This is a genomic window from Candidatus Laterigemmans baculatus (assembly GCF_010367455.1).
GTDB lineage: Bacteria > Planctomycetota > Planctomycetia > Pirellulales > Pirellulaceae > Laterigemmans > Laterigemmans baculatus.
In genome coordinates, this window is the sequence record NZ_WRPR01000069.1 from 16,050 (window position 1) to 37,518 (window position 21,469).

Annotated in this window: 18 protein-coding genes; 10 read left to right on the plus strand and 8 right to left on the minus strand. The window is 63.2% G+C overall.

The window, feature by feature from the left end:
* Positions 1-15: 15 nt before the first annotated feature.
* Positions 16-1,539, minus strand: a complete 1,524-nt coding sequence (locus GNK13_RS13780) for an Nramp family divalent metal transporter (RefSeq protein WP_235935150.1) — start codon at positions 1,537-1,539, stop codon at positions 16-18.
* Between the two features lie 335 nt (positions 1,540-1,874).
* On the opposite strand from GNK13_RS13780, the gene ald reads away from it, so the two are divergent.
* The 3 genes from ald to GNK13_RS13795 all read left to right on the plus strand — a co-directional run bounded on the left by ald (position 1,875) and on the right by GNK13_RS13795 (position 4,801).
* Entirely contained in the window at positions 1,875-2,978 is a 1,104-nt protein-coding gene (gene ald, locus GNK13_RS13785) for an alanine dehydrogenase (RefSeq protein ID WP_164103133.1), read from the plus strand.
* 208 nt (positions 2,979-3,186) lie between these two features.
* Positions 3,187-4,260 (plus strand): S-methyl-5-thioribose-1-phosphate isomerase, encoded by a 1,074-nt coding sequence (gene mtnA / locus GNK13_RS13790; RefSeq protein WP_164103134.1) that lies wholly within the window; start codon positions 3,187-3,189, stop codon positions 4,258-4,260.
* A 163-nt stretch (positions 4,261-4,423) separates the two neighbouring features.
* Positions 4,424-4,801, plus strand: a complete 378-nt coding sequence (locus GNK13_RS13795; protein ID WP_164103135.1) for a GxxExxY protein — start codon at positions 4,424-4,426, stop codon at positions 4,799-4,801.
* A 63-nt stretch (positions 4,802-4,864) separates the two neighbouring features.
* On the opposite strand, the gene GNK13_RS13800 is transcribed toward GNK13_RS13795, so the two are convergent.
* From GNK13_RS13800 to GNK13_RS13815, 4 genes are all read right to left on the minus strand, one after another.
* A complete protein-coding gene (locus GNK13_RS13800) occupies positions 4,865-7,618 on the minus strand; it encodes an MMPL family transporter (RefSeq protein ID WP_235935152.1) in 2,754 nt (917 codons plus the stop codon).
* Positions 7,619-7,788: 170 nt separating this feature from the next.
* The gene (locus GNK13_RS13805) at positions 7,789-8,832 is read right to left on the minus strand and encodes a cytochrome c family protein (protein ID WP_235935154.1); all 1,044 of its coding nucleotides are present in this window, start codon (positions 8,830-8,832) and stop codon (positions 7,789-7,791) included.
* Between the two features lie 182 nt (positions 8,833-9,014).
* Complete coding sequence (locus GNK13_RS13810) at positions 9,015-9,914, minus strand: sugar phosphate isomerase/epimerase family protein (RefSeq protein ID WP_164103137.1); 900 nt, start codon at positions 9,912-9,914, stop codon at positions 9,015-9,017.
* A gap of 303 nt (positions 9,915-10,217) precedes the next feature.
* Positions 10,218-10,421: a hypothetical protein gene (locus tag GNK13_RS13815; protein ID WP_164103120.1), complete on the minus strand. Its 204-nt coding sequence runs from the start codon at positions 10,419-10,421 to the stop codon at positions 10,218-10,220.
* 180 nt (positions 10,422-10,601) lie between these two features.
* On the opposite strand from GNK13_RS13815, the gene GNK13_RS13820 reads away from it, so the two are divergent.
* Genes GNK13_RS13820 through GNK13_RS13830 form a run of 3 tightly spaced genes read left to right on the plus strand, consistent with a single transcriptional unit; the run spans position 10,602 to position 13,989 of the window.
* Positions 10,602-11,777, plus strand: coding sequence for an aminotransferase class V-fold PLP-dependent enzyme (locus GNK13_RS13820; RefSeq protein ID WP_164103138.1), 1,176 nt, complete (start codon positions 10,602-10,604; stop codon positions 11,775-11,777).
* Positions 11,778-11,816: 39 nt separating this feature from the next.
* A complete protein-coding gene (gene coaD / locus GNK13_RS13825; protein ID WP_203329061.1) occupies positions 11,817-12,320 on the plus strand; it encodes a pantetheine-phosphate adenylyltransferase in 504 nt (167 codons plus the stop codon).
* 13 nt (positions 12,321-12,333) lie between these two features.
* Positions 12,334-13,989 (plus strand): ABC1 kinase family protein, encoded by a 1,656-nt coding sequence (locus GNK13_RS13830; RefSeq protein ID WP_164103139.1) that lies wholly within the window; start codon positions 12,334-12,336, stop codon positions 13,987-13,989.
* Positions 13,990-14,019: 30 nt separating this feature from the next.
* Here GNK13_RS13830 and GNK13_RS13835 read toward each other — a convergent pair whose 3' ends face one another.
* Positions 14,020-15,066: an LLM class flavin-dependent oxidoreductase gene (locus tag GNK13_RS13835; protein WP_164103140.1), complete on the minus strand. Its 1,047-nt coding sequence runs from the start codon at positions 15,064-15,066 to the stop codon at positions 14,020-14,022.
* A 119-nt stretch (positions 15,067-15,185) separates the two neighbouring features.
* Between GNK13_RS13835 and GNK13_RS13840 the strand changes: the two genes are divergently transcribed.
* The gene (locus tag GNK13_RS13840) at positions 15,186-15,524 is read left to right on the plus strand and encodes a four-helix bundle copper-binding protein (protein ID WP_164103141.1); all 339 of its coding nucleotides are present in this window, start codon (positions 15,186-15,188) and stop codon (positions 15,522-15,524) included.
* Between the two features lie 127 nt (positions 15,525-15,651).
* On the opposite strand, the gene GNK13_RS13845 is transcribed toward GNK13_RS13840, so the two are convergent.
* Positions 15,652-17,055, minus strand: a complete 1,404-nt coding sequence (locus tag GNK13_RS13845; protein ID WP_164103142.1) for a DUF1501 domain-containing protein — start codon at positions 17,053-17,055, stop codon at positions 15,652-15,654.
* A gap of 221 nt (positions 17,056-17,276) precedes the next feature.
* Between GNK13_RS13845 and GNK13_RS13850 the strand changes: the two genes are divergently transcribed.
* The gene (locus GNK13_RS13850; protein ID WP_164103143.1) at positions 17,277-17,699 is read left to right on the plus strand and encodes a cupin domain-containing protein; all 423 of its coding nucleotides are present in this window, start codon (positions 17,277-17,279) and stop codon (positions 17,697-17,699) included.
* Positions 17,700-17,819: 120 nt separating this feature from the next.
* On the opposite strand, the gene argJ is transcribed toward GNK13_RS13850, so the two are convergent.
* Positions 17,820-19,037, minus strand: a complete 1,218-nt coding sequence (argJ, locus tag GNK13_RS13855; protein WP_164103144.1) for a bifunctional glutamate N-acetyltransferase/amino-acid acetyltransferase ArgJ — start codon at positions 19,035-19,037, stop codon at positions 17,820-17,822.
* A gap of 234 nt (positions 19,038-19,271) precedes the next feature.
* On the opposite strand from argJ, the gene GNK13_RS13860 reads away from it, so the two are divergent.
* The gene (locus tag GNK13_RS13860; protein ID WP_164103145.1) at positions 19,272-20,204 is read left to right on the plus strand and encodes an ABC transporter ATP-binding protein; all 933 of its coding nucleotides are present in this window, start codon (positions 19,272-19,274) and stop codon (positions 20,202-20,204) included.
* Entirely contained in the window at positions 20,204-21,169 is a 966-nt protein-coding gene (locus tag GNK13_RS13865; protein ID WP_164103146.1) for an ABC transporter permease subunit, read from the plus strand. Before GNK13_RS13860 ends, GNK13_RS13865 begins: the two co-directional genes overlap by 1 nt.
* The last annotated feature ends 300 nt before the right edge of the window (positions 21,170-21,469 follow it).

Sequence of the window (21,469 nt, forward strand, 5' to 3'; positions counted from 1 at the left end):
CGCGAAAAAGAATGCCTAAGCGGTCAGCCGGTCATAAATCGTCCACGCTCCGGTGACCAGCATCGCTCCGGCACTGATCCACAACAAGGCGTCCCACCAAGAGCCAGGACGGAGCGCTTCGACCGTGCGGCGATAACGGAAGTAGAGTGCCGCGGCCGCCAGCATCGGCAACATGATCCCTTGAGCGACTCCGCTGATCAGAACCAATTGAGCCGGCTCACGGTAGCCGAGGTAGATCACTAAACAGAGCACCGGAAAAAAGCCGCTCAACCGCACCACCCACCGCTGACGCGACTCGGGAGAATCTTCGATCAGTCCCATCACCCGCAGCGCGTCGGTGAAGACGCGGGCGTGGCTCGCGTTGGCGACGAAGAACGTGCTGTAGAGAACCGCGACCGCTCCGAACAAAAAGACCGCGGCCGCATAATCGGAGAACACGGGAACGAACATCGCGGCCAGCGTCCGCACCATGTCGTCCTTGCCCGGATTCAGCTCGCTGCGGTGCAACACCGCGGCTCCGAGCAGAAAGAACGCGACCGTCGAAAAGGTGTAAACGATCGCCGAACCCCAAGCGTCGACTCGCATCACTCGCATCCATCCACGGGCTCGCTGCGTCCACGCCTCCGATCCATCGTTGGGGCCGGTGAACCGAGCGTAGCCTCGTTCGAGGCACCAGTAGGGATAGGTGACTAGCTCCGCGGCTCCGACGCCGATGATCCCGAACGTGGCCAGCGCGGTGCGGATGGGGTTGAGCCCTTCGGAGGATTGCGGCAAGCGGAACGCCAGCCCCGACCAGAATTCCGAGGCTCGCACTCGCCACTCGGGCTGTTCCTGCAGGAAGTACAGATTGACGATCACCAGCACCGTGAACGAGCCGACTAGGACGGTCGAGAAACTCTGGATCAAGCCGTATCGGCCGACGGCCAGCAGGATCGAGGTGCCGGCGGCCACGATCGTCGCCCAAATGGCCACGTCGGCAGGAAACCGCACGCGTCGCTCGCCATCGACGGTCACGCTGTACTTCTCGGTGTACCGCTGCATCGCTCGCTCGGCCTCCAGCGCGGCGAGCGCCGCTGGCACCGCCGCCTCACCCGGTGCGGTCGCTTCATCGGCCGCCGCCTGAGGAACGCGACTGCGGAGGCGAGCGGTGATTCCTGCATCCGCCGCTGCGTTGTAGTCACGTCCCATCTGGGTCACCGGCAGGCTGATCGCCAGAGCTTCACCGACTCCACCCACGATCCCGCCGAGCTGGCTGATGCTGCAGATCCACATCAGGAACCAGTACCAGACCAGCCAATTGCCACGACCGGCGATCCGAGGTCCCGGGACGTCGGTTAACGCGTCCAGCGTGGTCTTGCCGCTGATCAGCGTGTATCGGCCCAATTCGACCTGGGCAAAAACTTTGACCACGCAGCCAAGGATGATCAGCCACAACAGCACGAAGCCTGCTTCGGCGCCTGTCTTCGTCGTCGCGATCAATTCGCCCGAACCGACGATCGAACCGGCGACGATCATCCCCGGACCGGCAAAGCGCAGCATTCCCCACAGTCGCCGCGGTGGCTCGAGCGTTGCAGTCGACGAGCTCTCACGCACATCGCCCTCACGAGATGAACCCTCGCGCGGTGATGTCTCGCTAGGCGGCACGGTAGAAGGCATAGCAGTCCACGTGTTTCTCGGCGTGCCCGCGAGTTTGACGAGTCTTCGGAGGACGGGCGGTTGGCTGTGTGGATGGTAACGGCGGGGAGCGTCCCGCAATCGGCCTCCCTACGGGGCTTCCGCCACCGGCATACAGTAACCGAGCCGCCGTCCGTCGGCATCCCCGCACGCCTACAATGCAGCCTTTGCCGCTCTCCTCCCAACCCCTAGCTGCTCCCATGATTATTGGTGTTCCGCGCGAGATTAAACCGGACGAATACCGCGTGGCCATGCTCCCGGTTGGTGTCGAGGAACTGACCCAGCGTGGCCATCAGGTGATCGTCGAGCGGGGCGCGGGCACCGGTTCGGGCTTGACCGACGAGGCGTATGCCGAAGCGGGGGCCGAACTGGTGGACGATGCGGAGACGGTGTTTGCCCGCGGCGAATTGATCGTCAAGGTCAAGGAACCGCAGCCCGAGGAATGGCCGCGAATCCGCAGCGGCCAAATCGTGTTCACGTATTTCCATTTTGCCGCCAGCGCCGAATTGACTAATGCAATGGTCGATTCCGGAGCCACCTGCTTGGCCTACGAGACGCTCCGCGACGCCCGCGGCCAATTGCCTCTGCTGACACCGATGAGCGAAGTGGCCGGACGGATGAGTGTTCAGGAAGGCGCCAAGTTTCTCGAACGCCCGCAGATGGGACGGGGCATTCTGCTCGGAGGAGTCCCTGGCGTGCCGCCAGCCCACATCACGATCCTCGGCGGCGGAGTCGTCGGCGCCAACGCCGCCCGAATCGCAGCCGGTTTCCAGGCCGACGTGGCCATTCTGGATGTCAATCTCGACCGGCTCCGGCACCTCGATGAGATCATGCCCGCGAACGTGAACGTCCTGTTCAGCGACCGCCACATGATCCTCGAACAATTGGCCCTGGCCGATCTGGTCATCGGAGCGGTTCTCATCCCCGGCGCCAAAGCACCCCATCTGGTACGCCGCGAGGATTTGTCGAGGATGAAGGCGGGCAGCGTCATCATTGACGTCGCCATCGATCAAGGCGGCTGCATTGAAACCAGTCGGCCCACGACTCACCAGTCGCCGACGTTCATCGTCGATGACGTCGTGCACTACTGTGTGACCAACATGCCAGGAGCCGTGGGTCGGACCAGCACCTTTGCTCTCTGTAACGCCACGCTCCCCTATGTGATGAAAGTCGCGCAGCTGGGAGTAGAGCAAGCAATCCAACAATTCCCCGCACTCGCCGAAGCGACCAACATCCTGCGTGGAAAGATCACCAACGCGGCGGTCGCAGAAACCTTCCAACTTCCGCACCAAGCTTTCAAGTAGCAAGAGGCGCGAGCGCACTCGTACTCGTACTCGTACTCGTACTCAGCGCAGCGGTACTCGTACTCAGCGCAGCGGTACTCGTACTCAGCGCAGCGGTACTCGTACTCAGCGCAGCGGTACTCGTACTCGATCTTAACGCTGACGGTACGAGTACGAGAAGATTCGCACCTGAAACCTGAAACCTGAAACCTCCCACCTCCCACCTCCCATGCTTCCTCAGACACTTGAATGGATTGGCGGTCCCCGGGGCCATCTGCGGTTAATTGATCAAACGCTACTGCCCGAGCGGCTCGAGATGATCGATTGCTGGACTCCGGAGGACGCTTGGCAGGCGATCAAGCGGTTGGCCGTTCGAGGAGCTCCGGCGATCGGGATCGCCGCGGCGTATGGCGTTTGCTTGGCGGTCCGGGAGGATCCGCGGAATGTGGCCTCAGCCCGTGCCGCGGCGGATTATTTGGCGACCAGCCGTCCCACGGCGGTGAATTTGTTCTGGGCACTCGACCGGATCCGCCGGGTCCTCGACCGCTACGAGGAGAACGCGACGAGCGATCACTCCGAGGACGACTCGTTGGCCGCGGAGCTGCTTCGCGAGGCGGTGGAGATCCACGAGGAAGATCGTCGCCGTTGCCATTCGATCGGTCGCTGGGGAGCACCGTTGATCGCAGGTTGCCGCGGAGTGCTGACGCACTGCAATGCCGGGGCGCTGGCGACCAGCGAATACGGAACGGCCCTGGCAGTGATCTATCAGGCTCACCGGTCAAATCCCCAACTGGAGGTTTACGCGGATGAGACGCGGCCGCTACTCCAAGGCGCACGGCTCACGGCGTGGGAACTCCAGCAGTCGGGCGTCGACGTCACCGTAATCTGCGACTCGATGGCCGCCCAGGTGATGCGCGAAGGTCGAGTGCAGGCCGTGGTCGTGGGGGCTGACCGGATCGCGGCCAACGGCGATGCGGCGAACAAGATCGGAACCTACGCCGTGGCAATCGCCGCTCGGCACCACGGCATACCGTTTTACGTGGCCGCACCGACTAGCACCTTTGATCTGACGCTTCCGAGCGGCGATGCGATTCCGATCGAGCAGCGGGAACCGGAGGAAGTCGCTCAGCCATTCGGCGTGCGGACCGTTCCGGCGGGAGTTGCGATCTACAACCCGGCCTTCGATGTCACACCTAACGAGCTCATCACAGCGATCATCACCGATCAAGGCGTCATCCAACCGGTCGACGCAGCCCAAGTCGCCGCCGTCGTAGCAGAACCCACACCCACCGCCGCGGGTTAGCATTAGAACTCGGCAGATTCGTGCGTGTTGGAGTAGCGATGAAAGGGGAGGCAACCACGAATCACACGAATCACACGAATGTAAAAGCGTAGCAGTGCACACGTCTTCTGCGAATGGCTGGATTCGTGTGATCCGACGTTTCTGTTCGTAGAGAGGCGAAAAAATGAGCCAGCTGTTGTTCAAGAACGAGTCGTACAGGATCGTCGGCGCTTGTTTTGAGGTCTATAATGAGCAAGGCAGCGGATTTGTTGAACCTGTTTATCAGGAATCCTTGGAACTTGAATTGGAGTTGCAGGCTGTTCCGTATGTTGCCCATCAGTCACTCCAGCTTCGCTACAAGGGGCAGCCTCTCAAGCAGGTCTACATCCCCGATTTCATGTGCTTCAGCCAGATCATCATGGAAATAAAGGCCGTCTCTGCACTTTGTGACGAACATCGAGCACAAGTTCATAACTACCTTAAGGCCACTGGGTTTCGTCTTGGGCTGCTCGTCAATTTTGGGCATTACCCGAAGCTCGAATACGAACGCATCGTCCGCTGAAGCGGCTTCTCTTTCATTCGTGCTATTCGTGTCATTCGTGGTTGTTTTACTCGCGACGGTCACTCACGATTGGTCTTGGTCGGTGGGGATGGTTGCGGCGGAGCGGCTGCGGAGGACGCAGTAGGCTGGTAGCAGGACGGTTCGCACGTAAAAGGTATCGAGCAGCACGCCGAGCCCGAGGGCGAAGCCGAGTTCGGTGATGCCGCGGAGCGAACCGGTGGCTTCTCCACTGCCGATCCCTAGCGAACTGAGCAGCGCAGGAGCCCAGGCCGAGGCGGTCATGCTGAAGAACGTTCCCGCCATCACCAGGCCGCAGCTTGTGATGATTCCACCGGTCCTAGCTAGGGCCCGGCGTACCGCTGCCAAGGGGTGGCTGCGCTTCTGTTCTTCCAGGATCCGCGTGACCAGATACACGTTGTAATCCTGCCCCACGGCGACCAAGATCACGAACAGAAAGATGGGGACTTTCCAGTCCAGCCCAACGTAGGTATCGCCGTAGACGAAACGGAAGAACAGCACAGTCAGGCCCAGGGTGGCGAAGTAGCTGACGAGCACCGTGCCGATCATATACAGGCTCAGCCCCAGCCGGCGGATCACCATCAATAGGACCAGCAGCACGGCAATCACCACCCAGAACTTGATCCGCTTGGCATCGGCCAAGGTGACCGCGCGGAGATCCATGATCGACGGGGTGATGCCAGCCAGTGCGACTTGCGAGCCATACCACGGCGACTGCGGATCGTCCGCCACGTCGCTCAGGTACTCGCCGATCGCATCGACCTCGTTCGCCGTGGAGGCGTCAAAGGGATCGCCGGCGGTCACCACGTCCAGCCGCACCAGGCGACCCTGATATTCTGGAGCGTCGCTCAGAAAGTAACTTTCGCTGATCCGGTGCGACTTTAGCGCCCGCCGGCGCCACGCGTTTTTGTCGAACAGCCCCATCCGGGCTCCGGGCGGGTAATCGCCGAGCGGATCGACGGCCGAGCGGACCGCTTCGACTCCCGGCAAGCGATAGAGGGCGGCTGAAAGGGTCCGCAGATCCTCCTCCAACTGTTCTCGCTCGGCCGCTTCGCGACGCACGAGCAGGAGGGTCGTCGGCGACATTTCGCTGAGCGGGAGGTTGTCGCGCAACAAGTGGATTCCGCGACGGCTCGCCGCCCCGCTCCCAAGCTCGCTACTGATGTCGTAGGTCACCGATTGCTCGTGCAAAAATCCGTAGATCGCTGGGGGAAGGAGCACTCCCATCCCGATCACCAGGACTCTCACCGGCCGCCGCGTCATCGCCCCGGAGATCCAGTGCCAGAGCGGCGAGTAAGCTTCGGCAGCTCGCTGGGCGGGACGTCCTGGCCAGAAGACGCCCGGGCCGAGGGCTCGCAGCAGGGCCGGAGTCAGCGTCGTGCAGACGGCGAGCGCGACCAGCAGGCAGATCGCGATGACCGGTCCCGAGTAGTGGAACTTGCCGAAGCTCGCGACCCACAGCATCGCGAGTCCGACGACGGTCGTCATGGCGCTTCCCACCAAGGCGTCGGCGACCCGGGACAGCGAGACCTCGACGGTTTCACCCCAAGGGCGATCGCCCGCCTCTTCGCGAAGTCGAGAGATGAGGAACAAGCAGTAATCGGTTCCCGCCCCGAACAGAATCACGATCACGAAGATCCGCGACGTCGTGAACACCTTGAGGTCCAGCCACCCCAGCCCCGGCCAGGCCGATGCCGTCGCGATCATGGCCACCAGCCCACTGGCGCAGGTGATCGCGACCAGGATCGAGACCAGCGGCACCGCAACCAGCAACGGCGAGCGGTAGATGACCGCGAGGATCACCAGAATCAACAGCACCGTGAGGACTTCGGTGTACCGGATTGCGTCGGCGCTACTCCGCAACATCTCGCCGCCGATCGCCGCCGAGCCAGTCGGCAGAATCTTTAGCCCGGGTTCGGTAAAGCCCTGGTTGCGAGCCCGAACGTCGGTGATCATTTTTTCGAGCGAGGCGAGCGTGGCGATATTCTCGGTCGCCGCCAACTCACTCTCGAGCCGCAATATCACCAGTCGCGCCTGCTGCGAGCTCAGCCGGTGACCGATCACCGGATCATTCCAGGTCAGCACGTCCAGCAAGGAGTGCCAACCGGTGAGGTCGCGGTCGGCAATCGCCGCGACCTCGGCTTCGATTTCGGGCTGCAACTGCAACGCGGCTTCCCGGTCCGTCGCCGCCCCCTCGGAGTCTCCAAGCGCCGCGCGGAGCGCCGCCCGATCCCAGTAGGCGATGGCGATCCGGGGCCACGCGAGCGATTCGTTCGCCGAACGCTCGGTTCCCTTGGCCAAGCGTTCGGCGAAAAAGCTGTAATACTGCTCGTCGGTTCGGATCGCTTCGTCGAGAGCGACTTGCGCCCGGTCGATGTACCGCTTCGCCAACGGGTGCTGCGGCGGACCGCTCGGCTCCCATCCTGCGGCCAGGGCTCGCTGCAGACTCACTTCCGCCAACCGGTGGTAGAGCCGCCGGACGAGGTCCATCCCCACGTGCTCATCGGCCTTGCTGATCGCATCGGAGTCGCGAGCGAAGACGAGCACGACTTGGCTGCGGCTCCGCTCTTCGGGAAACGCCGCATCGAGCAGTTCGCCGCCGACGACGCTGGGCATCTGCGGCGGCAGGTATTCAAAGTCGCCGTCGTAGGCGATCTCGTTCCAGGACGGAGCGAAGAACCGCGCGGCGAGGGTGGCCGCGATCCAGAACGCGAGCACCGCCAGCCAATACCGGGAGACGAGTCGACCGAGCAGTGTGCCGACGTCGCGGGCGGGTCGCTGGGATTCGTCCAGGTCCAATTGACGGCCGTTTCGGAAAAGGAGAAGAGACAGGTCGACGGTGCCGCCCGCTTTCCCCGTGGAACTGAGCAGGCAGACTCCGCCGAACCGTCAAGATTAGGAAGATCCTCCGATTTTCGCCACCAGCCCGCCGCAGCCGCGCCCTGGGCCCGGTCACCGCCGCTTTCGAATCACTTCCAGCGATCGCTGGTGGGAATGAAGCGATCGAGCTGCTGGAATTTTTTGCCATCGGCTTGCTCGGCAAAGCGGTAGCCGAGTTCTCCGATCTGTTCGGCCGCGGCGGTCAGCTGCTCCGCATTGCCCAGACGCAGCCCGACCCCGTCGAACACGGTCAGCACCTGTTCCACCTGCGGGCTCTCGACCTTGGCCGCGACGCTGCGGAGCCGAGCGGCAGCGCGGGCGGCTCGCTTGGCGGCGTTGACGCCGTAGGTGTTCGCCTCGGTGGCCAGGGCCACCGCGCGCAAGCTCGCCTCGAGTTCGGCAATCATGCCAGCGATGAACATCACCCGCAGCCGCTCCGGAGAGCTGACCGCGTTGGTTTTGCCATCGCTGCGAACGAAGTTGTGGCGGATCGTTCCCTGAGACCAGCTGACAAATTCAAAGTCGAGGCTGCCGGCCGAGTGGCCCCCGACGTTCACCAGCGTTTCGTCTTGGACCGTGTGGCACCGCAGGCAGCTCTGGGCCATCAGGTAGAGGTTCTCGGGGTTCCGCATCCCCGCCGCCACCGACGCTGCGATCCGTTGCTCGCGATGGGCCGGCGACTCGCTCAGCCGCGTCACCCCCTCGCCGCCGTAATCATGGTGCAGATCGAGCCAGTTCCGCGAAGCTCCGTGACACGATTCGCAGGAGATGCCCGAGATCACCTCGTGGCCCGTCGGCTGGGCCTGCTGGGTGTAGTGGCAGGCGACGCAGCGGTCCTCGTGCTTGATCGATCGGATGCCCAGCCGTGCGGCGATCTGTTTGGCTTCGGGTTTGCGATGCAGCTCTTCAAAGGTCAGCGAGTGCGGGGTCCGCCGCCAGACTTCGACTTCCGAAGCGTGGCATTTGACGCACGCGTCGGCCGAGAGCACTTCGTTGGGATTCGCGGGCGTTGCCGCTCGCCAAGCCGCCGAGGAGGCGATCGAGGTTGCCGCCTCGAGGCGGTTCCAGCGAATGCAGAGCAGGGCGTAGGCGAGGACCAGCGCCAGGCCAAACCAAACCTTGCGGTGCGACACGAGCGGAAACCTCCAGGGACGCAAGCTATCGGAGCACAGACCGGTGGACCTCCCCGAGCGGGAAAGTCCACTCTCTCTGTTCACCGTAGCTCACAAAACGGCGCTCCCCGAACAAAGCGCCTCTCCATCAGAACGCCTCTCCATCCAAGCGCTCCCCGAGCTTGCCGCTCCCCGCAACCGACTCAGCTCAGCCCGAACGCCTTATCCATGTCGTTGGAGATCTCGGCCAGCCGCTCGGGGCCTCCTCCACCGACTTCGGCGGCCGCCCAGCCGGCGTATTGGATATCGGCCAACGCTTGGCGAACCGAAGCCCAGTCGAGATCGCCATCGGTCATCGTCTTGGAGAATCGATCCTCGGCCCGCGAGAAGCCCTTGGCGTCGAGCTTGACGATCCGTTTGCCGAGGGTCCGAATCCAGGCAGCCGGGTCGCCGTACTTCCAGTGATTGCCGATGTCGAATTGCATCCCGACCCAGGGCGACTCGAAGGCATCGACATACGCCGCGAGCTTGTCGGCCGTCTGGTCCGAGCCTCCCTCGTGGTCATAGAGGAAATGGTTCCAGACGTTTTCGATCGCGATGATGACGCCGACTTCCGCGGCCACGGGGATGGCCTGGGCGATGTTGGCGATTGAGCGGTCGATCAGTTCGGCCTCTTCACCGTCTTTGCCGTGACCGACGACCAGCAGCACCGTGCCCCCGCCGACGGCGTGGGTGGTGCGAATCGCCTCCTTCAACGTCTCGAGCGCTTGCTTGCGTTGCTCGGGATCGGGACTCGTGTGGCGGATGTCCCAGTGCCCGGCACAGACCGACCCGTCGACCGGCAGTCCGGTGCTGTCGATCGCGCGGCGGACTTCATCGATATCGAAGTTCGGCGCGCTCAGCTCGATTCCGTCGAAGCCGGCCGCTTTGACTGCCGCGAACTTCTCCTCCAGCGAGCCCGGCATCCGCACCATGCCCTCTTTGAGCGACTTGAAAATTCGCTGCCCGCCGGCTGCGGGATGCTCCGCGGCCGAGGCGATCCGAGGGAGGGAGCAGACGGCCGAAGCGGCGAGCGTCGAAGCTAAGAAGGTGCGGCGTTGCATGGTGGGAAACTCGCGGGGAGGGGAAGGAATGGCTGTAACGATCTCGACGATCATAGCAGCGTCCTCGCCGCGATTCACTATTCCACGAGCCTCTCGCCCGCTGTCCTCTCCCTTTGAGCCGACGCCGCTAGCCGCGGGTGTTCAATCAGCCGCCACGTGCTAGCGTCCGGTTGTCACGGCGTTTTTCAGAAACCGGGGGCAAGCGCCGGCGGCTCATGAATAATCCGGGCTAGCCGCGGGTTCTGCCGCGGACGTCCCGGGGCTGCGAGGCCCGAGGCTAGCGCCTACGGCTCAACTGAGGATTTAGACCTGCTCGCGGTAGGTCGACCAGCTGAGGTAGGCGAGGATTGCGGCGAACACCAGGAATCCCGCGTCCATCAACAGACTCGCACCCTGCAGGGGAGCGATGTCGGTGAGGCCGGCCAAACGCAGGACGAGGTCAGCCAGGAACAGCAGCAGCAGCAGGGCGGCAACCACAAGGCTGGTCAGGCAGAGCGCCTTGGGCATCAAGGAACCTCGACTTATGATCGCGGGTGCGGTACGCATGGTGACGGAAAAGTCTGTGGCGGCAGTATAGTCCAGCGGTCCCAGTTTCACACCGCCGCCCGAACAGCCTAATTTAAAGCGGGTCGATTTTGCTCGCGATCGCGTCGGATCTGACGAATAACACGAAAAAAAGCTCTCCGAATGGTCACTCAGGACGCTGCGGATGGCCAGTCGCTGGCCCAGGACCCTTGGCAGTGGTGGCGTCGCCAGATGCCGATCATCCAGCGGTGGGCGTACTTCGATCACGCCGCGGTCGCTCCGCTGCCCGCTCCGGCCGCCGCTGCGTTGGTCGATTTCGCCCAAGCAGCTTCGGAGCAGGGCGACACCGTCTGGCCCGAGTGGTCCGCGAACCTCGGCCGGTTGCGGAGCGGCATCGCCACCTGGCTGCACGCTTCGCCGGACGAGATCGCTCTTGTACCGAACACCACCTTCGGCATCAACATCGTGGCCGAGGGACTGCGGTGGCGGGAGGGCGACAATGTCGTGATTCCGGGAGGTGAGTTCCCCTCGAACCACTTCCCGTGGCAGAATCAGGAGCGTCGTGGAGTGGAGCTGCGAGTGGTTCCAAGCCCCGGCGGACGCGTTGATTTGGACGGCATCCGTCGAGCGATCGACGGTCGGACGCGGATCGTCGCCGCGTCTTGGGTCGGTTACGCCAGCGGCTATCGGCTTCCGCTCGAGCAGCTCTGTGAGCTGACGCATGAGGCGGGAGCGCTGTTTTTTCTGGACGCAATCCAAGGGCTGGGCGTGTTCCCCTTGGACTTGTCGGCCACGCCGGTCGACTTTCTCGCCGCCGACGGCCACAAATGGATGCTCGGCCCCGAAGGCGCTGGAGTGGCCTTCATCCGCCACGCCCATCTCGACCAGCTCGACTGTACGGCGGTCGGGTGGCACAGCGTCGTCGGCGGGCACGCATTCGACGCCTCGCAGTTCCAACTTCGCGATGCCGCCTCGCGTTACGAGGGCGGGTCGATGAATATGGCGGGGCTGATCGCGATGCACGAAAGCCTGAAGCTGTTCTGGGAGGTAGGCTCTCAGCATGGGGCGGAGGCGATCGGGGAGCGGATCCTGACGCTCCACGCCCACGCCCGAGAGGCCTTGCAACGCAACGGAGCGAGCTTGATCAGCGATTGGCCCGAAGCGAATCGCAGCGGGATCGTGACGTTCCAGACCCGCGGACCCGATCCGGCGGATGTCCGCAACCGATTGGCCGAGGCGGGGATCGCTGTGAGCTGCCGCGGCGGAGGAATCCGCGCCAGCATCCATGCCTACAACACGACCGAAGAAATTGACCGGATGGCCGAGGCGATCCGCTGAGCTGCCCCAGACTGGGTTGACCGCCAACGACGACGACGCATGAGCACCCGCGCAATTTACACTGGCAGCTTCGATCCGGTCACGCTCGGACACCTGCACATCATCCGCCGCGCTTCGCGGTTGGTCGACGAACTGGTCGTGGGGATCGGCATCAACGCCGACAAACAGCCGCTCTTCACCCCGGAAGAACGCGTCGAACTGGTGGAACGGGTCAGCCACGATATTCCGAATGTCCGCGTCGAGACCTTTTCGGGGCTGGCCGTCGACTTCGTCCGCCATTGCCGGGCGAGTGTGATGGTCCGCGGGATCCGACCGCTGACCGATATCGCGGGCGAGTTCTCGATGCTGATGGCCAATCGCCAGCTTGACCGGGGGATCGAGACCGTGTTCCTGATGGCCGACGAAGAGTACGCGCACGTCAGCAGTTCACTGCTCAAGCAGATCGCGGCGATGAGCGAAGACGACGAGCGGTTGGCGAAGTTCGTGCCTCCCGCGGTGATCGGTCCGATCCGTGAAAAGATCCGCAGTCGGAACCTCGGCTAGAGCGAAACGAAGCATGCTGAGTCTACGACCGAAATATCTGAAGCGCTACAGGGACGTCGTGCGTTTGCTCGTCCGCTACGGCCGTTCGGACCTGGTCAAACAGGCAGGCTTGGCCGAAGCGATTGGCGAAGCCGAAGTTCCGGCGGTCCGCTTGGCCGAGGCCGAGGAATTGGCCGGCGATCTGGAGCGGCTGGGCCCGACGTTCATCAAGCTCGGCCAGCTGCTCTCGACTCGCCCCGACGTGCTCCCGCCGAGCTACCTCGATGCCCTGGCGCGGTTGCAGAACCGCGTGGAGCCGTTCTCCTTTGCCGAAGTCGAGCGGACGGTCACCAGCGAGCTCGGGGTGCGGCTCTCACGAGGCTTTGGCAGCTTCGATCGCAAACCGCTGGCGTCCGCATCGCTCAGCCAAGTCCATCGGGCGACGCTCCGCGATGGCCGCCAAGTCGTCGTCAAGGTCCAGCGGCCGGGGATCCGCGATCAGGTGATCGACGACCTCGACGCGCTCGAAGATTTGGCGGGAATCATCGACCACCACACCTCGCTCGGACGTCGCTACGATTTCGGCGGCTTGCTCGAAGCGCTCCGCCACACGCTGCTCCGCGAGCTCGATTTCCGCAACGAAGCCCAAAACCTGCTCACCATGCAACACAACTTGCGGAAGTTCCGCCAGTTGCGGGTGCCTGCGCCGATCGAGGACTACACGTCGCGCCGCGTGCTGACGATGGAGTACGTTTCGGGGATCACGATCACCGACGGCAAACTGCTCGATCTGTTTCAGCTGGAACGGCAGTCGTTATGCGAGGAACTCTATCGCGCTTATCTACACCAAGTGCTGGTCGATGGGTTCTTTCACGCCGATCCCCACCCGGGCAATCTTAGCCTGACGCCGGATCGCCGAATCGTGGTGTTCGATTTAGGCATGGTGGTGAGGATCCCGCCGCGGCTACAAGACAACTTGATCAAGCTGCTGTTGGCGATTTCCGAGGGGCGAGGTGAGGATGCCGCCGCGGTTGCGACCAAGATCGGTCAAAAAGACCCCGACTTCGATAAGGCAGAATTCCAGCATCGCATCGTGCAACTGGTCACCGACAACCAGAACACTTCGCTCGAGCAGATGCAGCTGGGGCACGTCGTGTTGGAAATTCGCGCGGCGGCCGCGGAGACCGGCATTCGGCTTCCGCAAGAGCTGACGATGCTCAGCAAGACGCTGCTGAATCTGGAAAAAACACTTCGCGTGCTCGATCCTCGCTACGACGTGCACGACGCGATTCGCCGCTACACGTCGGAGATCCTGCACCGCCGCGCCCAGGGCAAAATGTCGCTGCAGGGGCTCTACAGTTCACTGATCGAAGTCAATGAATTTGCCACGCTCCTTCCCGAGCGGGCGAATAAGATTTTGGATCTGCTGGCCGAGAACGAACTTCGCATGAAAGTCGACGCGGTCGATGAAGCGCAGCTGATTCAAGGCATCCAAAAGATCGCCAACCGGATCACAATGGGGTTGATCCTGGCCGCACTGATCGTCGGCGCAGCGCTGATGATGGACGTGCCCACCGATCTGAGGCTGTTCGGCTACCCGGCGATCGCGATGTTCTTCTTTCTCGCCGCGGCGGCGGGAGGTTTGATGCTGGTCTTCCAGATCGTTGTTCGAGACCGCCACGACGGGTGACGGACCCGCGGGTGGTTGCTGAGTCGCCGGTTACGAAGCGCGGAAAACGTCGGCCGCGATCTCGAACGAGCGGAGGCGGGCGGCGGGGTCGAAGATCTGCGCGGTCGCGATAATTTCGTCCGCGCCGGTGGCGGCAACGATTCGCTCCAGGTCTTGCCGAACCGTCTCGGGCGAACCGACCGCCGAGACCCGCGTCATTCGCTCGACGTGGGCCTGCTCCTGCGGCGTCCAGCGTCCCTCCATGCTCTCGAGCGGTGGGAGCAGCTCAGTCGGCGCGCCGCGGACCAAGTGGACGAACTGCTGTTGCAACGTTGTGAACAGCCGGCGGGCCTCGGCGTCGCTGTCGGCGGCAAACAGATTCACGCCCACCATTACATACGGCTCGGCCAGAGCTTCGCTGGGAGTGAACCGACTTCGGTACAGTTGCAAGGCGGGGAGCAGGTAGTCGGGAGCGAAGTGGGAGGCAAATGCAAAGGGGAGTCCAAGTTCGGCTGCCAAGCGGGCGCTGAAGTCGCTCGATCCGAGCAGGTAAAGTGGCACCTCCAACCCCTCGCCAGGAATTGCCCGAACCGCCGGCAGCGAGGCGACGGGCATCGCGGGAGGCGTCGCCGCCGATTGCCGAGCCCGTGGCGGACGGAAATAGTTCCGCAACTCCGCCAGGTCACGCGGAAAGCTTTCGTTAACGTTGCCGAGCCCCCGGCGGAGCGCCCGGGCGGTTTGCGGGTCTCCCCCAGGGGCGCGACCGAGCCCCAAATCGATGCGGCCGGGATAGAGCGACTCGAGCGTTCCGAACTGCTCGGCAATCACCAGCGGTGCGTGGTTCGGCAACATGATCCCGCCGGCGCCGACGCGGATGCGCGAGGTTCCGCCGGCGAGGTGCCCGATGACGACCGCTGTGGCGGCGCTGGCGACTCCGGGGATGCTGTGATGTTCGGCGACCCAGTAGCGATGGTAGCCCCACTGCTCGGCATGCTGGGCCAGTTCCAGCGAATTGCGGAACGCCTCGGCCGCGGTCCCGCCAGCGCGGATCGGCGAGAGATCAAGCACCGAGTAACGAATTTGCGCGAGCGTCGTCACGATGTCTGCTCCTGGTCGGCGTCAGGGGAAAGAGGTGGCATAGGCTTTGCATCCTTGGGGCCTTCCGTCACTACCCGTTGCCTTGTTTTTTGCTCAACACGCTCGCGGAGAATTTTCCCATGACTCGTGAAGAATTCCGCTCCTGTATTGAGGCCTGCATCGAATGCGCCCAGGCCTGCGAGAACTGCGCCGACTCGTGCCTCAGCGAGAAAGATGTCGCTTCGATGTCCGAGTGCATCCGGCTCGATCGCGATTGCGCGGAGCTGTGCTGGACGTCGGCGGCATTGATGAGCCGCGGTTCGAACTTCGCCCGCGAGCTTTGCCGCGTCTGCGCCGATGTCTGTGAAGCCTGCGGCGAAGAGTGCGGCAAGCACGACATGGACCACTGTCAGAAATGCGCCGAAGCTTGCCGGCGATGCGCTCAAGAGTGCCGCCAGATGGCTGGCGTCAGCGCCTAAAGCAGTCGCAGCCGCACAGCTCACGAAAAAGTTGTTTAACGGCAAGCCGAAGGCGACTGCTTTTTAAAACACAGTCGCCTTCGGCTTGCCGTTAAACGACTGCGCCACCATCCACGTCCGGCCAGCGTCAAACCAATTCGGCGACTGGGCCGTGTTCGACGAGGTACTGGGGCCGGCCGGTGGGGTCGACGAGGGTCGTGCTCGAAACGTCGATACCGAGATTGTGGTAAAGGGTCGCGATCACTTCTTGAACCTCCACCGGCCGTTCGGTGGCATGCTCACCGAGCCGGTTGGTCGCGCCGATGACTTGGCCAGTTCGCATTCCGCCGCCGACGAGAAAAGCCGAGTTGACCGGTGCCCAGTGATCGCGGCCCGCCTGGGGGTTGATTTTTGGAGTCCGCCCAAACTCGCCCCAAACAATGACGGTTACGTCGTCCAGCAAATCTCGTTCGGCGAGGTCGTCCATCAGCGCGCTGAGGCATTGATCGAGCTTGCCGCCATGGTCGCGGACCATATCGAAGTTCTGGCTATGGCTGTCCCACCGTCCATAGCTGAGGCTCACGACGCGCACTCCGGCTTCGACCAGACGGCGAGCGAGCAGCAAGTGTTCGTTGCAAGTCGGCGCGCCGTCGTACTGGTACTTATAAGGTTTGCCATCTCCGTACCTAGCGACAGTTGCTGGATCCTCCTTGCTCAGATCCAGGGCGTCGAGCAAGCGGCTGCTGGTGAGGACATCGAGCGCTCGCTGACCAAAAGCATCCATGCCTTCCATCGCCCCGCTGGCGTCGACGTCGCGTCGCAGCGTATCGATCCGGTCGAGGACTCGCCGGCGATCCGCTAACCGTTCGAGCGTGATCCCTTGGAGCCGCATGTTCTCCATTCCCGGACCATCGGGCTTGAAGGGCGAATAGGCCACACCCAAGAAGCCGGGGCTGCCGGGGTCGGACCAGGGAACATGGCTGGTCCGGTCGGCCAGTCCCACGTACGGCGGCACGGAGGGATCGACCGGACCGCGAAGCTTGGCGACCACCGAACCGACCGCCGGTCGCCCGCCGATCGCTTGCAGATCATTGGGTAACCAGCCGGTCAAGCATTGATAGGCTTCGTGGCGGTCCTTGCTGCCGACGACCGAGCGAATGATTGCCGCTTTGTCCATCCGCGTCGCAAGCCGAGGAAAGACTTCGCAGATTTCGATCCCCGGGACGTTAGTTCGGATCGGCCGGAACTCGCCGCGAATTTCGCTCGGAGCTTCGGTCTTGAGGTCCCACATATCTTGGTGCGGCGGACCTCCAGCGAGGAAGACGTTGATTACCGCTTTGTGATGGCCGCCTCTCCGGCCTGTGCCACTCTCCGGAGCGGATCGGAGGCTGCTCTCCTGCGCTCGCAGGACATTCGCTAGCGACAGCCACCCGAAGCCGAAGCCCAATCCGCCGATGGTCAGAAAATCGCGGCGGGCGAGTCCATCACAAAAACCTCCACGCGGCGAGCGGCTGTTTGCCCTGGGCTGCGCTGCACCAAGAATTGTGAACATGGTGAGCCTCGAGTGGGGAGGGAGGGGCGTGAGGTGGGAAGACCGCGTGCGGCCTTAACCTGGAAGTTACGGCCGCAGTGGAGTCAAAGTCAAGCATTTAGGCATGAGGTTTGTTACAGTCCAAGCCGTCGAGCCCTTTCCATTTCTGATCCCGCTGTTGCGGCGAACACTGCAGCAGCGACCGCCCCAGGTGGCGGCTATCTCGTCTAAAAGAGTGCGTCATGAGTATTCATCATGCGGATCCCGGTGAGATCATCGATGTTCAACGGCCTGCCGACGCAGGCGGAGGCGAAGCAGCGGGAAAGACCACGACGTTGGTCAAACACGATCCGCTGCAAATCATTCGCCTCGTGCTCGCTGCGGGGAAAGAAATCCCGACGCACCAAAGTCCCGGATTCTTGGTGGTCCAGTGCGTGGAGGGGCGCGTGGAGTTCACCGCACTCGGCGAGACACGCCTGCTCGAGCCGGGGAAACTGCTGTACCTGCGACCGCACGAGCCCCATTCGGTGCGGTGCATCGAAGCCGGCGTGTTGCTGTTGACGATGATGCTGCCACGAACCGGCGGCCCTGATGAAGTCGAGGAAGCCTCGGAGGAATCTTTTCCCGCCAGCGATCCTCCCTCCTGGACCGGCGCCAGCACTTGAGCGGCATGCCGCTCATAGTCGCCTTTCGCTCCGCGAAAGTAGCGCTCTCGGCGCAGCTTCCACGGAGCGAAAGGGAAATCTTTGCGCAGCTTTCGCGGAGCGAAAGGCGACTATGCCCCCTCAGGTCGTGTATTCGCTGTTGAAGCGGACGTAGTCGACCGTCAGGTCGCTGGTCCAGAAAGTTGCTTCACCCGCTCCGCGGCCGACGATTAGCTCCAAACGGACTTCGCTGGCGCTGCGGATCGCGGCGCTGGCGGCGGCGGCATCGAAGGCAACCGGTGCCCCGTCGCGGTAGACCTGCGTGCCCTGGATCGCGAGTGCCATCGCCGCGGGCTCGATCGGTTCTCCGGCGTAGCCCGCGGCCGAAACGATGCGGCCCCAGTTGGGATCGCCGCCGGTGATTGCCGTTTTGACGAGCGCACTTTCGGCGATGGTTTTGGCGATCTTTGCCGCCGAGGCATCGGTTTGGGCTCCGCGAACGGCGATCTCGATCACGTGCGTTGCTCCCTCGCCGTCGGCGGGAATTTTCTTAGCCAGCTCGATGCACATTTCGGTGAGCGCTGCGGTGAAAGCGGCGAGCGTGTCTCCGTCGGTTTGGGCCCCCTTGGTTTGGGCCCCCTTGGTTTGGGCCGCGGTGCCTACGCGGTTGCTCGAGAGCAGCACGAGCGTGTCGTTGGTGCTGGTGTGCCCTTCCACGCTGATCCGATTGAAACTGCGATCGGCAGCGTGCGACAAAGCGGCCTGAGCGTCTTCGGCGGAGAGCGTCAAGTCGGTTACGACCAAGCCGAGCATCGTGGCCATGTTCGGTCCGATCATCCCAGCTCCTTTGGCCATCCCGGCCAGGGAGATGGTCTCGCCGCCCGGGAGCGTCGACTGCCGAGCGGCGATCTTCCGACCCTGGTCGGTGGTCAGGATGGCATCGGCGGCCCGCAGAAAAGCGTCGGGGTCGCTGGCGAGCTCGCCGGAGGCCTGGGCGACGCCAGCGGAGATTCGCTCCATCGGCAGGTGGTGGCCGATCACTCCAGTGCTCATCACCAGCACTTCGCTCGGCTCACAACCGACCGCCTCGGCGACCCACCGCGTCGTCTGCTCGGCATCCTCCATGCCCCGCTGGCCGGTGCATGCGTTGGCGTTGCCGCTGTTGACCACCACCGCCCGAATGGCTCCCGGGGTCCGCGAACGGCTGAGCACCACCGGAGCCGCGACGACCTGGTTCTGGGTATAAACTCCGGCGGCCACCGAGCCGGGGTCGGCGACGACCAGCGTCAGATCAGGCTTGCCCGATTTCTTGATGCCGCAGGTGACGCCGGCAAAGCGAAAACCACTGGGTAACTGCATGACAAAGGATCCACGGGAAGAACAGGAAGTCAGGAAAGCGGCCGGCCGTGGAAAGGCGCGAGTGGCCGATGGCGGTAGGGTTGCAAGAATGTCCCTTTTCGCGCCGCACTTTTCTAGGCGTCTTGCGAATAGCCCCTTACATGCGAAGGCTGGGAGCCGAACAATACGCACGGCAGCGATCCGTCTCGGTTGCGGTCGCTCGCCGCACCCTCCTTCCCGCGCCGGCCGTCTCGCATGCCGCCCGTTGAAACTTTCGGACTGACGAAACGATTCGGCGCTTTTCACGCGCTCCGCGACTGCACGTTGCGGGTCGAGGCTGGGGAAGTGTTTGGCTTGCTCGGGCCCAACGGAGCGGGCAAGACGACGCTGGTTCGCTTGCTACTCGGATTCATGCGGCCCTCGTCCGGTTGGGCTCGGGTCGGTGGACTCGACGTGGTCGAGCAGAGTGTCGACGTGCGGCGGCAGGTGGCATACCTGCCGGGCGACGCGCGGCTGCCGGGGCACATGCGGGCTCGCGGCCTGCTCGCCTTTTTCGCGGGGATGCATCCGGCGGGCAGTTTGGAGCGAAGCTTGAAGGTCGCCGAGCGGATGGAGTTGGATCTCTCGCGGCGGATCGCCTTCATGTCGACCGGGATGCGTCAGAAGTTAGCCCTCGCTGCGGTCCTCGGCCCCCGCACGCCGCTGTTGATCTTGGACGAGCCGACCGCGAATCTCGATCCTACGGTGCGAGGGGAAGTGCTTCAGATGGTCGCCGAAGCTCGCGGCGAGGGACGGACCGTGATCTTCTCCTCGCATGTGCTTTCGGAAATCGAAGAGGTCTGCGATCGCGTCATGTTGCTCCGCCGCGGACAACTGGTACTGGACCAGCGGCTGAGCGAACTCCGCGACCGCCACCTGATCCGCGGCGTGGCCCGCGGTCCACTCGCACCCGCAGTCGGCCCCTGGAGTGATTCGGTGTCGATCGAGAGGGGCGAGCAAGGGCGCGTGACGATCGACGTCTCGGGCGACCTGCTCCCGGCCCTTCGCTGGTTGGTTGAGCAGAACATCGAGCAAGTGCGGATCGAACCGGTGCGGTTGAAGACGATCTATCAGGGCGTCCATGTCGGAACCGCCGACCGCTCCACCGAGAGCCGCCCCTCCTCCGATCTCGTCGACGAGGAAGCGTGATGATCGACCGCATGTTGATCCGCAAATATATCAGCCAGTCGGTGATCCTCTGGGCGGGCTGCGCGATCACGCTGTTTGCATTTTGTTGGATTCGAGTGTGGGTGGTCAGCCTGCTCGACATGGGGCAGTTCCGGACGATCGTCGAACAGTTTCGTGAATACGAACGCTTCTCCCCGATCTCGTTCGACCAATTGCTGACCTACGCCGGTCGGGTGGGGATGACTTATGACGAACCGGTCGTGCTGTTTTGTGCGGTCGTGTGGTGCATCGCCCGCGGATCGGATGTGGTGAGCGGCGAGCTTGGTCGCGGGACGCTCGAGATGGTGCTGGCCCAGCCGATCAGCCGCACCCGTCTACTGATGGCGCACGCGCTCGTGTCGATCGTCGGACTCGCACTGTTGGTTCTGCTCGCCTGGCTCGGAATCTGGATCGGAGTCCAGCTGACGACCGTCGAGGAAACCGTCCCGCCGCCCACGATTCGCGTTCCGGTATTGAATGTGGTCGTTCCCCTCTCGACCGGCGAACCGGAAACGATTCAGGTCGCAATGCGGGACCGAGTCGACGTCAGCGCCTTTGCCGGCAGCTCGCTGAACTTGTTCGCATTCGGCTTCTTTCTGCTCGGCCTGAGCACCTTCATGAGCAGCTGGGATCGTTATCGCTGGCGGACTGTCGGTGTCGTGATCACGATCTATGTGTTGCAGTTGGTGATGTTTGGCTTGGGGAAAGCGGCCGACCAACTCCAGTGGCTCACCCATCTCTCCTTCTTCGATCTCTACCGGCCCCAGCAAATCGCTCAAGCAGCGATCCACCAGGGGCATGCCGCGGCTTGGCAATTGACTCCGGTCGAAGAGGGGACGCTGCTCGGTCCGCTGGCGTTCAGTCTGATTTTGATCGCGATGGGAACGCTCGCGTATGTGCTGGCGATCCGCGTCTTTAAGAAGCGAGATCTGCCGGCGCCGTTGTAGCAGGGCAGGTAGCAGGTAGCAGGTTTCAGGTAGCAGGTAGCGGGGGGGGCCACGGAAGGACACGGAACCGCACGGAAGGGAGTGGAGGCTTCGGCGATCGTACTCGTACTCAGCGAAGCGGTACTCGTACTCGTACTCGGATCCGGCCAGCGACCCACGCCGCCCAGTCTTAGCTGGACAGCGCCACTTTCTCACGCTGAATTGCTATAAAGTCAGCAGTGCCCAGCAGTTGGCTATCAAGTCGTTTAACGGCAAGCCGAAGGCGACTGTGTTTTAAAAAGCAGTCGCCTTCGGCTTGCC

Excerpts from the sequence above, each read along its gene's own strand:
- coaD (WP_203329061.1), top strand. The coding sequence starts at position 11,817 with ATGAGCACCCGCGCAATTTACACTGGCAGCTTCGATCCGGTCACGCTC.
- GNK13_RS13840 (WP_164103141.1), top strand. The coding sequence starts at position 15,186 with ATGACTCGTGAAGAATTCCGCTCCTGTATTGAGGCCTGCATCGAATGC.
- GNK13_RS13865 (WP_164103146.1), top strand. The coding sequence starts at position 20,204 with ATGATCGACCGCATGTTGATCCGCAAATATATCAGCCAGTCGGTGATC.
- mtnA (WP_164103134.1), top strand. The coding sequence starts at position 3,187 with ATGCTTCCTCAGACACTTGAATGGATTGGCGGTCCCCGGGGCCATCTG.
- ald (WP_164103133.1), top strand. The coding sequence starts at position 1,875 with ATGATTATTGGTGTTCCGCGCGAGATTAAACCGGACGAATACCGCGTG.
- argJ (WP_164103144.1), bottom strand. The coding sequence starts at position 19,037 with ATGCAGTTACCCAGTGGTTTTCGCTTTGCCGGCGTCACCTGCGGCATC.
- GNK13_RS13845 (WP_164103142.1), bottom strand. The coding sequence starts at position 17,055 with ATGTTCACAATTCTTGGTGCAGCGCAGCCCAGGGCAAACAGCCGCTCG.
- GNK13_RS13815 (WP_164103120.1), bottom strand. The coding sequence starts at position 10,421 with ATGCCCAAGGCGCTCTGCCTGACCAGCCTTGTGGTTGCCGCCCTGCTG.
- GNK13_RS13830 (WP_164103139.1), top strand. The coding sequence starts at position 12,334 with ATGCTGAGTCTACGACCGAAATATCTGAAGCGCTACAGGGACGTCGTG.
- GNK13_RS13795 (WP_164103135.1), top strand. The coding sequence starts at position 4,424 with ATGAGCCAGCTGTTGTTCAAGAACGAGTCGTACAGGATCGTCGGCGCT.
- GNK13_RS13810 (WP_164103137.1), bottom strand. The coding sequence starts at position 9,914 with ATGCAACGCCGCACCTTCTTAGCTTCGACGCTCGCCGCTTCGGCCGTC.
- GNK13_RS13780 (WP_235935150.1), bottom strand. The coding sequence starts at position 1,539 with ATGCTGCGCTTTGCCGGTCCGGGGATGATCGTCGCCGGTTCGATCGTC.
- GNK13_RS13820 (WP_164103138.1), top strand. The coding sequence starts at position 10,602 with ATGGTCACTCAGGACGCTGCGGATGGCCAGTCGCTGGCCCAGGACCCT.
- GNK13_RS13850 (WP_164103143.1), top strand. The coding sequence starts at position 17,277 with ATGAGTATTCATCATGCGGATCCCGGTGAGATCATCGATGTTCAACGG.
- GNK13_RS13860 (WP_164103145.1), top strand. The coding sequence starts at position 19,272 with ATGCCGCCCGTTGAAACTTTCGGACTGACGAAACGATTCGGCGCTTTT.